This window comes from Bradyrhizobium genosp. SA-3, from assembly GCF_004212635.1.
In the GTDB taxonomy this organism is placed as follows: Bacteria; Pseudomonadota; Alphaproteobacteria; order Rhizobiales; family Xanthobacteraceae; genus Bradyrhizobium.
This window is the reverse complement of sequence record NZ_PSRT01000211.1, coordinates 1-10,708: the sequence shown is the minus strand read 5'-3', so window position 1 is coordinate 10,708 and position 10,708 is coordinate 1. Positions and strand designations below refer to the sequence as shown.

Genomic DNA, 10,708 nt, shown 5'->3' with positions numbered 1-10,708 from the left:
GCCGCGACGGCGCCTCCAGGCACTGCGTCGCGATCTCGAGGCTGGCGACGCCTTCGTCGCCGGTCACCGCCGGCGTCTCGCCGTTGCGCACTGCTTGCAGGAACGCAATCAGCTCGGCGCGCAGCGGCTCGTCGTGGCCGACAGGCAGATGCCGCATCGAATAGCTGCCATCAGGCTTGAAGCCGAAACATTCGGTGACCTGGCGCGTCAACAGATCGCCCATCACGTATTTGTCGCGCGTCGCGACCGTGACGCTGCGTGCCTTGAATGGCGTCAGCCAGTTGGTGTTGATGTGGGCGAGTACGCCATTCGCGGTGCGGAACTGCAACAGCGCGATGTCCTCGCGCTCGGCAACCGCGCTCGACAATTGCGGCTGCACTTCGACGATGTCGGATTCGGTGAACCAGCGGATCAAATCGATATCGTGCACGGCGAGGTCAATGACGACGCCGACATTGGACATGCGCGGCGGGAACGGGCCGACGCGGGTGATCGCGATCGACAGGATGTCCTCGCCCGCGATCGCCTGCTTGACCGCGGCGACCGCCGGATTGAAGCGCTCGACATGACCGATCATCAGCGTGACGCCGGCCTTTTGCGCGGCGGCGACGATCTCGCGGCCCTCTTCGACCGTGGACGCGATCGGCTTCTCGACCAGGACGTGGATGTTCTTGGCGATGCAGGCGAGCGCGACCTCGTGATGCAGATGGGTGGGCGCCGCGATGGTGACGGCATCGACACCCTCGGCGAAGAGCTGATCGAGCGTCTCGAAACCCTGGCAACTCGCAAGCTCGGTGGTGCGGGTGCGGTGCGTCGGCGAAGGATCGACGATGCCGACCAGGCTGACGCCGGGAAGACCCGCGAGCACGCGCGCGTGGTTGCTGCCCATCACGCCCGCGCCAATGACGCCGAGGCGCAGGCCGGCCTTTGCCGGTGCAGATCCGTTGGAACTCATCTGATGGAACCCCGATTCAACCCAAATCCCCGGCGCCGCTTCTAGCACGGGCGCCACATTTGTGGCGAATGGCGCGCTAGCGGTCCGGACACGATTTGATTCAAAAAGTTACACGTTCCCCAGGCCTTAAGCCGGAAAAGATACCGCTCTTCGGGCCCGGGTCGCGTGATTCGGAGTTTGCTGGTTACGACCTTTGATAGTCGTCTTCAATCCGGATGATGTCGTCTTCCCCGAGATAGCTTCCAGTCTGGACCTCGATCAGCTCCAGCATAATTTTACCGGGGTTCTCCATCCGGTGAACGGCGCCCATCGGAATGTAGATGGACTCGTTCTCATGCACCGCTTTCACGGTGTCGTTGACAGTCACCTGTGCCGTGCCCCGCACCACGATCCAGTGCTCGGCACGATGGTGATGCTTCTGGAGCGACAGCCGCCCACCCGGCTTCACCACGATGCGCTTGACCTGGTGCCGCTCGCCATTGTCGACGGACTGATAGCTACCCCAGGGCCGGTGCACTTTGAGATGCTCCTCGGTGACCTTGGGCGCGACCGTCTTGAGCTTGGTCACGAGGCGCTTTAAGCCGTTGGCATCCTTCTGGCGCGAGACCAGCACCGCGTCCGCAGTCGCGACCACCACGAGATCGTCGACGCCTTCGAGCGCGACCAGCGCGGAATCGGTGGTGACGTTGCAGTTGCGGGAGTCTTCGAACACGGCGGTGCCGTGCGCGGCGTTGCCCAGCGCGTCCTTCGCCGAGAGCTCCCACACCGCGTGCCAGGAGCCGACGTCGGACCAGCCGCACGACACCGGCACGACGGCGGCGCGCGAGGTCTTTTCCATCACCGCATAGTCGATCGAGATCGCCTTCGCCGCGCCGAACGCCTGAGGCTCCAGCGTGACGAAGCCGAGATCGCGGCCGGCGTTGGTGACGGCGCTCGTGACAGCCTCGATGCTCGCCGCATCCACCCTGCGATACTCGTCGAGCAGCACGGCGGCCGGGAACATGAAGTTGCCGCTGTTCCAGAGATAGCTGGAATTGACGTAGTCCGACGCCTTCACCGCATCCGGCTTCTCGACGAAGCGCGCGACCGCGAGCACCTCGCCGGTGATCACCTCGCCCGGATTGATATAGCCGTATTCGGTCGCCGGCCGTTCCGGCTTGACGCCGAAGGTGACGATGCGCCCGGCATTCGCGGCCGCAAGGCCTTCGCGGCACGCGGTGACGAAAGCGGCATTGTCCCGCACCACGTGGTCGGCGGCGAGCGCGAGCACGATCGCCTCATTGGAGCGGTTCTGCGCGAACACCGCACCGGCGGCGATCGCGGGGCCGGAATCGCGCCGCATCGGCTCAAGGATCACATCGGCCTCGATCCCGATCTCGGCGAGCTGCTCCAGCACCATGAAGCGATAGGCCGCATTGGTGATGACGATCGGCCGATCGAACAGCGATGGATCGGAGACGCGCAGCAGCGTGTCCTGGAAGGTCGAGCGGGTGCCGAACAGCGGCAGGAATTGCTTGGGCCGCACCTCGCGCGAAGCCGGCCACAGCCGCGTGCCGGCACCGCCGCACATGATCAGGGGGATTATGCGTTTGTCCATCGTCATCTCAAACCTTGAAATAGTCCCGATACCAGGTGACAAAGTTACGAACCCCATGCTCGATCGGCGTTGACGGCGCAAAGCCGGTGTCGCGCATCAGGTCCTCGACATCCGCGAACGTTTCCAGCACATCTCCCGGCTGCATCGGCAGCAATTCTTTGATCGCCGTCCGGCCCAGCTCCCGCTCCAGAAGACCGACGACGTGCATCAGTTCCTCCGGATGGTGGTTGCCGACGTTGTAGAGCTTTGACGGCGCATTTGCGGCAGCCGGATCGTCCGCAGGCACAAGATCGATCAGCTTGGATACTACACGCGTCACGTCATCAATATAGGTGAAGTCGCGGCGCATCCTGCCATGGTTAAAGAGCCGGATCGGCCGGCCCGCCATGATGGCATCTACAAAGAGGAACATGGCCATATCAGGCCGTCCCCACGGGCCGTAATGGTAAAGAAGCGCAGGCCCGTGACCGGCAGCCGGTAGAGATGGCTATAGGACTGCGCCATCAATTCATTCGCCTTCTTGGTCGCGGCGTAGAAGCTCACCGGATGGTCGGTGCGATCCTGCACGGCAAATGGCATTTTTGTGTTGGCGCCATAAACGGAGGATGACGAAGCGTAGACGAGATGGCGGCAGCCATTGTTGCGGCAGCCTTCGAGCACGTTGAGAAAGCCCTGGAGATTGGAATCGGCGTAGGCGTGCGGCTGCTCGATCGAGTAGCGCACGCCGGCCTGGGCCGCGAGATGCACGACCTTGGCAAATTGATGTCGCGCAAACAGCGCCGCGATCGTCTCGCGGTCGGCGAGGTCGGCCTCGACGAAGGAGAAGCCGGACTCGTTCTTGAGCAGTGCAAGGCGTGCTCGCTTCAGCGCGGGATCGTAATAGCTGTTGAGATTGTCGAGCCCGACGACAGACCGGCCCTCGGCCAGGAGCTGCCGGGCGACGTGAAAGCCGATGAAGCCGGCAGCGCCCGTGACCAAAATCGCCTGATCCGTCATCCTGTTCCCCAGAGATCCCTTGCCCGCAGAACCTGTTTAGCCGCCGCATCGTGGAGGCCGCAATAGGCCTGCCGCTCCTCATGAGGGCCCTTCAAGACGCCACTGCACGGCTTACACACGGCTGACGACACACGGCTATTGCAAGATTGGCGCCAAGACCATACCAAAGCGGCCGAATTCGGCGCCTCGCGTCGGGTTGCCTCCAATCTTCGCAAACCCTGTTCATGCGGGCGAGATGCGCCGAATCCTGCTTTCTGCGGCCAAGATCCTGATTTCCGCGGCGCTGCTCTATCTGGCGCTGCGCAAGGTGGACTTGTCCGAACTGTTCTCGCGCTTCACGGTGACCAGCCTGATCTGGATCGGCGTGGCGATCGCGGTCACGTTCCTGCAAATCTTCGTCGGCGTGCTGCGCTGGCGCGAGATCAGCGCCGAATGCGGCGCGCCGCTCGAGCTCAGCCGGGCCATGCGCTACAACGTGATCGGCGCCTTCTTCAACCAGACCCTGCCGTCGGCGATCGGCGGCGATGCGGTCCGGCTGTGGCTGGTCGCGCGTGCCGGTGCCGGCTGGCGCGCGGCGACCTACTCGATCTTCGTCGATCGCGCGATCGGCTTGATCGCGCTCGCGGTTCTCATCGTCGCGAGCCTGCCCTGGAGCTACAACCTCCTCACCGATCCGAACGGGCGCTCGGCGCTGCTGCTCCTCGACTTCGCGGCGCTCGCGGGCGGCCTCGGCTTTCTGATCTTCGGCGCCTTGAAATGGCGCTGGCTGAAGACCTGGTGGGCCACGCACCACATCCACGCCTGTGCCGTGGTCGCCAATCGCGTGATCTTCAGCCGCAGTCGCGGACCGATCGTCGCGATCCTGTCGATCCTCGTTCACGTGCTCGCCGTCGTCATCGCCTGGTGCGTGGTGCAGTCGATCGCGGCACCAATCAGCTTCGGCCAGATCTTCCTGCTCGTCCCGCCGGTGATGCTGATCACCATGATGCCGATCTCGATCGCAGGCTGGGGCGTGCGTGAAGCCACGATGGGCCTCGCGTTCGGCTTCGCCGGACTCGCAGCAAACGAGGGCGTCAACGTCTCGCTGCTGTTCGGCGCGGTGTTCTTCATCGTCGGGGCGATCGGCGGCCTGGTCTGGATCCTCAGCGCGGAGAAGGCCGCGCAAGGATCAGCGCCGATCGGGGTACCCGAGTGAGCCCGGCCGCCGACGCCCTCGCCGCCATGCCCTTGCTGCTTGCCGTCGCAATCGCCGCGCTGATGTCGGCGCTCATCACCTGGACCAGCCGTCCCCTGCTGCAGCGCTACGCACTGGCGCGGCCGAACGCCCGGTCCTCGCATCGCATCCCGACCCCGCAGGGTGCGGGCATCGCCGTGATCGCCGCGACGCTCATCGTCGCCTCGCTCTGGGCGATTGTCGCGGACATCGCGATCCCGCCGGCGCTGGTCGGCGCAACGGTCTTGATCGCGCTGGTCGGATTCGCCGACGACATCGTGTCGCTGCCGGTGCTCGTGCGGCTGGTGCTGCAGGCGGCAGCCGTCGGCGCCGTGGTATTCATTGCGCCCGAGACTGCGCGCATCGTTCCGGCGCTGCCGCTTGCGCTGGAGCGCGGTCTCATCCTGCTCGCAGGAGTCTGGTTCGTGAACCTCGTCAACTTCATGGACGGGCTCGACCTGATGACGGCAGCGGAAGTGGTGCCGGTCACCGCGGCGCTACTGCTGCTGGGATGGCTCGGCGAGCTGCCATGGCCGGCCGCGCTGATCGCGACGGCGCTGTGCGGCGCCATGCTCGGCTTCGCGCCGTTCAACCGCCCGGTCGCAAAAGTCTTCCTGGGCGATGTCGGCAGCCTGCCGATCGGCCTTCTGCTCGGCTGGTGCCTGCTGGAGCTCGCCTTTCGCGGGCAGCCGGCCGCGGCGCTGCTGTTGCCGGCCTATTATCTCGCCGATTCCACCATCACGCTGTTTCGACGGATCGCGCGGCGCGAGCCGTTCTGGTCGGCGCACCGCACGCATTTCTACCAGCGCGCCACCGACAACGGCTTCACGGTGCCGCAAGTGATCGGCGAGGTCTTCCTGCTCAACCTCGCGCTCGCCGGGCTCGCCATCCTCACCATCCGCGCCGCCGCGCCCGCGATCACCGTGGTCGCGCTTGTTGCCGGCGCGATTGCGGTCGGAATCGCGCTGCGCCGCTTCTCCCGGCCTCAGGGCTCCTGATCCGACACCGCCAGGCGCAAGCCCTCCTCGAGGGTGACCTGCGGCTGCCAACCGGTTGCGATCGCCTTCGAGATGTCGAGCTCGAGCGAGCCGATCAGGCCGTCTTGCATATCCTGACGGCCCGTCACGCGGAGGGCCGCGCTGAGCAGCTTTGGCGGTATGCCGAACAGGCGGGCGCTCTTGCCGGAGGCTCTCGCCAGACACGCGATGAATTCAGGCGTCGAGACCCGCTCCCGGTCGGCCAGCAGAAAGATCTCGAAATTGCTCGCCGGGTCGGGATGGCGAAGCCGGTGCAGGATGAACGACGACAGGTTCTGCACGGAAAGAAAGTTGCGGCGGTTGCGGATCGCCGCAAAGGGCAGCGGCAGTCCCCGCCTGACCGCGCGCGTCAGCAGCGCGAAATTGCCCTTGGCGCCCGCACCATAGATCAGCGGCGGCCGGATCACCGAGATTTTCATGTCGCTGTCGCGCGCCAGCGTCCTCAAGCCCGCCTCGGCCTCAGCCTTGGATGTGCCGTAGAGGCCACGCGGCGTCGGGGCATCGCTCTCGCTGAACGGTGCACGGCCGTCATTGCTGCGGCCGTGAACGAGAACGGTGCTGATGAAGATGAACTGGCGCACGCCGGCCATCGCTGCGGAGCGCGCCAAATGCAGTGTGCCGTCGACATTGACGTCGCGGTAGAGCTGGACCGCGTGCTCCTCGTTCTTGTAATGCACGCGCGCGGCGAGATGGACGACGGCGTCGACGCCTTCGAGCGCGGCCTGCCAGTCGCTTTCGGGGCCGATCGATTTGATCACGACCTCGCCGTCGGTGCCTTCCGGGCTGCGCACCGCGCGGCGGACCGACCATCCCTCCCGCGTCAGCGCAGGCACGATATGGCGGCCAAGGAAGCCGCTCGCTCCTGTCACCAGCGCGACCGGCTTTATCTCGCTCATCGTTGCCCCGCCGGAACAACATTGCGCAACAATCCGTCGACCAGAGCGGCACAGGCGATGACGATCTTGCCTCGAGGCTGCATGGTCAGGCCGCGGTCGACCCGAATTCGGGGACCGCATCCTTCAGGATGGTCCTGATGGTGGCGCGATCGTCGCGCGCGATCGCCTGCTCGAGCGCCGCAATCCATTTGCGCAGGGTCTGCATCGGCGGCTCGTTCGGCTGAGCGGCCATGATGCCGGGGACGCCGATCTCGCGGGTCGGCTCCTCGGAAGCGAACAGGATCTCGTGCAGGCGCTCGCCCGGCCGCATGCCCGTGAACACGATATCGATGTCGTAGCCCGGCTGAAGCCCGGAGAGCCGGATCATGCGCTCGGCGAGATCGACGATCTTCACCGGCTGGCCCATGTTGAGCACGTAGACCGAGACGTCCGAATGCTGCGCTCCGAGCGCGTGCGTTGCCGCCGTGATGACGAGATCGCAGGCCTCGCGGATGGTCATGAAATAGCGGACCATGTCGGGATGCGTCACGGTCACGGGGCCGCCAGCCTCGATCTGGGCCTTGAATTTCGGCACCACCGAGCCGTTCGAGGCCAGCACATTGCCGAACCGGACCGAGATCAGCCGCATCGGCGGCTTGGCACCGCCGCTCGCTGCCGCAAGATCACGGTCGAGCGCCTGGCAGTACATCTCTGCGAAACGCTTGGTCAGGCCGAGCATCGACACCGGCTCGATCGCCTTGTCGGTCGAGATCATCACCATGGCTTCCGCGCCGGCGGCGAGCGCTGCGTCGGCCACGTTCATGGAGCCGAAGATGTTGGTCTTGACGCCCTCGCTCCAGTCGCGCTCGAGAATCGGCACGTGCTTGAGCGCCGCGGCATGGAAGACCATGTCCGGCTTGAACTCGGCCATCAGGCGCATGATGCGCTCGCGGTCGCGAATGTCGGCGATCCGCCCTTCAATCTGGGCCGCCGAATGCGCGGCGAGCGCTTCGGTGACCGCGTAGAGCGCCGGCTCGGAATTTTCCACGATCAGAAGACGCGCGGCGCCGAAGGCGACGACGCGCTCGCAGATCTCGGAGCCGATCGAGCCGCCGCCGCCGGTGACGATCACGGCCTTACCCCTGATCAGGGTTTCGAGGCGCAGATAGTCGATCTTCTCGCTCGGGCGCAGCAGGAGGTCTTCGACCGCGACAGCCGTAAGCCGCGGCGTGTCGCCACTCTCGAGCGAGGGCATGCGGTTGACGATCACACCCAACTTGCGCGCCCGCATCAGGATCGATTCCGGATGCGCGTCCGGCTCGAACGCCGACGGCGTCATCACGAGGCGGGCGATCGGCTTGTTACGCTTGGCGAAATCCGCGATGACGTCCTCGAAATCGTCGATGCCGCCCAGCACCGGCAGGTTGCGGATGAACTGGCCCCGATCCGCAAGTGACGGCGACAATGCGCCAACCGGCCAGATGCGCTTGATCGCTCCGCTTTCGATGCCGCGCAGCAGCACCTCCGCATCCGCGGCGCGGCCGATCAGCAGCGTCGGCGCGGCATCATCGGACCTCGCATGACGCCGCACCCGCGTATAGCGGAAATAGCGATAAGCCATGCGCAGCGCGCTGAGGAAGGCAATCTCCAGGAACCAGTAGAGGACGATCGTCACCTTGCCGAGGAAGAAGGCACCGCGAACGTTGGGCGCGACGAAGATGTAGTCGAGCACGAGCAAGGCAACCGTCAGCACGGTCGCCGCGCGAATGATGTTCAGCGCGTCCGGCAGCGAGATGAACCGCCATTTCGTCGTGGTCAGGTTCAAGACGAAGAACACGACCACGCTGAAGGCAAGAAAATAGGGCAGAATCTGGAACAGCAGCGGCAAGCGTTCGAAGAAGCCTTCGCCACCCTCGAATCGCAGATAGAAGGCGGCGAAAAGCGCCGCCGTGGTCGCCAGTAAGTCGTGGAGCGCGATCAGGAAATTGCGCAAAGTGAGATGCGAAAGACGCGTCATCCGCCGACCGATGAAAACCCAGTTAGATGCAACCTGCCCGCGCTGATAACCCATCTCGGCAGGACATGCCAGAGAAGGCTTACGAGGTGAGGCTCGCCAGTCGAGGCCTGCCAGCGGCTAGGGCCCTTCAGGAACCGTCCTCTTCCGGCTTCGCCTCGCCCCATTGGGCCCGGATCACCATGCCGCCGGCAACGCCGACGCCGATGACGTACATCCAGCCCTCGTGAAAGTCGAACAGGTGGGAATTGAACAGAGAGGTGAAGACGTTCTGCGCCACCACCAGGAGTCCGATCCAGTTGGCGAACCCGTCGCCGCGAAACAACAGCAGGTGCAGGATCCAGATCGCGAAGAGAACGGCGATACCGATGGCGCCCCATTGCACGGCGACGTTCAGCGTCTGGTTATGCGGATTGCCGATCACTTCGGCGGACGCCTGGTACTGGCCGCTGGGTGTCGCGACCCGCTCGAACAATCCGCGCGTCGAGCCCGTGCCGTGCCCCACGACCGGTGCCTCCGCGAAGAAGCCGAGCGATTTCCGCCAGAATTCGAGCCTCAGGCCCAGAGAGGTCGGCTCGCCCCTTTCCACATAGAGCGTATAGTCGTCGGTAAACCTCTCAGCGGTCTGGCGCAAATGTGGCGAGACCTGCCAGGCGAGAACGACGCCGGCGATCAGCACGGCGGCGACGATCGCAATGCTGCGCCATTTGAGATGAAGCAGCGCGAACACGCCGAACATGATCGGAATGGTGACGAGCGCCGTGCGCGATACCACCACGAAGGCCATGTTGACGAAGAAGCTGAGCGCTAGCGCCGTGAGCAGCCCGGCGAGCCAGTAACGCTTCTCACGCAGCAGCATCACGATCGGATAGGCGAGCGCGACCGCACAAAGCGTGAATTCCTGGCTCTGGTCGATGTAGTTCTTGACGAAGATGCCGCGTTCGGGCGCATCGGTCTTGAGCGCGAGGTTGGGATAGAAGGCGACCAGCCACGACATCACCGACAACAGCGCACAGGACACCAAGAAGGCGACGAGCACCCAATGCCCGCGCTGCGAGCGCTCGAAATGGTAGAGCAGGACGGGCAGCACGAGCAGCTTGACGGTCGGATTGACCGCATACAGGCGCGCGCCCCAGGTCGCATCCGACCACAGCGTCCCGAGTAGCGCGAGAACGACCAGTGCGATCGGCGCCGCGCAGATCGGACGCTTCAGCGATTGCAGGAACGCGCGGAGGTCGAGGAACGGCACCATGCAGAGCAGCATCAGGGCGTTGAAGATCCCCGCAAGCGAGGTCGACCATGGCAGCGAAGCCGCGGTCAGCACCGCGAAAATGTCGACCGTCTCGCGCCAGGCCGCCGGGCTGCGCAGGCGCCGCCCGAGCATCTGGCCGGCCGTCTCGCGGGCGAGCGCCGTCACTTGTCCCCTCCCCGCGCGCGATGCACCAGCGCGGTGGTGCTGAAGCCCTGGAGGATATCGATCAGCACGACCGTCCCGCCCGCGGCCTCGACGACCTCGTGGCCGACGACCTGCTCGCGGGTATAGTCGCCGCCCTTGACCAGCACGCCGGGCTTGATCTTGGTGATCAGGTCGATCGGCGTGTCCTCCTCGAAGATGACGACGAGATCGACGGCCTCCAGCGCAGCGAGCACCTCGGCACGCGCGCGCTCGTCCTGGACCGGGCGATCGGCACCCTTCAGCCGCCGCACCGAGGCGTCGCTGTTGAGACCCACGATCAGGCGGTCACAGGCGGCGCGCGCCGCGGTCAGCACCTTGACGTGGCCGGGATGGAGGATGTCGAAACAGCCATTGGTGAAGCCGACGCGCTGGCCCTGCCGCTTCCATTCGGCGAGTTGCGCGTCCAGCACGCCCGGCTCGAGCACGATCTTCTCCTCGGCCGCGAGATAGGCGTGCGGCAGGATCTTTCGCCGCAGCTCGGCCGCGCTCACGGTGGCGGTGCCCTGCTTGCCGACGGCGACGGCGGCGGCGGCATTGGCCATGCGCAGCGCCGCGTCCCAGTCCG

8 protein-coding genes and 1 pseudogene are annotated in these 10,708 nt (G+C 65.3%); 2 read left to right on the top strand and 7 right to left on the bottom strand.

The features are described 5' to 3' along the window. The 3 genes and pseudogenes from CWO91_RS39660 to CWO91_RS39650 all read right to left on the bottom strand — a co-directional run. A partial coding sequence (locus CWO91_RS39660) for a Gfo/Idh/MocA family protein (protein WP_130220794.1) occupies positions 1-955 on the bottom strand: 955 nt, incomplete at its 3' end. Positions 956-1,139: 184 nt separating this feature from the next. Then, complete coding sequence (locus CWO91_RS39655; RefSeq protein WP_165406033.1) at positions 1,140-2,552, bottom strand: mannose-1-phosphate guanylyltransferase/mannose-6-phosphate isomerase; 1,413 nt, start codon at positions 2,550-2,552, stop codon at positions 1,140-1,142. Positions 2,553-2,559: 7 nt separating this feature from the next. After that, positions 2,560-3,548: pseudogene (locus CWO91_RS39650) on the bottom strand (NAD-dependent epimerase). 235 nt (positions 3,549-3,783) lie between these two features. On the opposite strand from CWO91_RS39650, the gene CWO91_RS39645 reads away from it, so the two are divergent. Together CWO91_RS39645 and CWO91_RS39640 are read left to right on the top strand one after the other, a co-directional pair. Further along, positions 3,784-4,743: a lysylphosphatidylglycerol synthase transmembrane domain-containing protein gene (locus CWO91_RS39645; protein WP_130220792.1), complete on the top strand. Its 960-nt coding sequence runs from the start codon at positions 3,784-3,786 to the stop codon at positions 4,741-4,743. Next, positions 4,740-5,759: an MraY family glycosyltransferase gene (locus CWO91_RS39640; RefSeq protein WP_130220791.1), complete on the top strand. Its 1,020-nt coding sequence runs from the start codon at positions 4,740-4,742 to the stop codon at positions 5,757-5,759. The genes CWO91_RS39645 and CWO91_RS39640 overlap by 4 nt, the downstream gene beginning before the upstream one ends. On the opposite strand, the gene CWO91_RS39635 is transcribed toward CWO91_RS39640, so the two are convergent. The 4 genes from CWO91_RS39635 to rfaE2 all read right to left on the bottom strand — a co-directional run. Further along, positions 5,747-6,694 carry an NAD-dependent epimerase/dehydratase family protein gene (locus CWO91_RS39635; RefSeq protein WP_130220790.1) on the bottom strand — a complete coding sequence of 316 codons (948 nt, stop codon included), beginning with the start codon at positions 6,692-6,694 and terminating at the stop codon, positions 5,747-5,749. The genes CWO91_RS39640 and CWO91_RS39635 overlap by 13 nt on opposite strands. A gap of 85 nt (positions 6,695-6,779) precedes the next feature. Further along, positions 6,780-8,690 carry an SDR family NAD(P)-dependent oxidoreductase gene (locus CWO91_RS39630; protein WP_165406032.1) on the bottom strand — a complete coding sequence of 637 codons (1,911 nt, stop codon included), beginning with the start codon at positions 8,688-8,690 and terminating at the stop codon, positions 6,780-6,782. Positions 8,691-8,817: 127 nt separating this feature from the next. Beyond that, positions 8,818-10,104, bottom strand: a complete 1,287-nt coding sequence (locus CWO91_RS39625; protein ID WP_130220788.1) for an O-antigen ligase family protein — start codon at positions 10,102-10,104, stop codon at positions 8,818-8,820. Further along, the coding region (gene rfaE2 / locus CWO91_RS39620) for a D-glycero-beta-D-manno-heptose 1-phosphate adenylyltransferase (RefSeq protein ID WP_130220787.1) at positions 10,101-10,708 on the bottom strand (608 nt) is incomplete at its 5' end. The genes CWO91_RS39625 and rfaE2, both read right to left, overlap by 4 nt.

Bases quoted from the DNA above. Each gene is read 5' to 3' on its own strand.
- CWO91_RS39635 (WP_130220790.1), bottom strand. From the start codon at position 6,694: ATGAGCGAGATAAAGCCGGTCGCGCTGGTGACAGGAGCGAGCGGCTTC.
- CWO91_RS39630 (WP_165406032.1), bottom strand. From the start codon at position 8,690: ATGACGCGTCTTTCGCATCTCACTTTGCGCAATTTCCTGATCGCGCTC.
- CWO91_RS39645 (WP_130220792.1), top strand. From the start codon at position 3,784: ATGCGCCGAATCCTGCTTTCTGCGGCCAAGATCCTGATTTCCGCGGCG.
- CWO91_RS39655 (WP_165406033.1), bottom strand. From the start codon at position 2,552: ATGGACAAACGCATAATCCCCCTGATCATGTGCGGCGGTGCCGGCACG.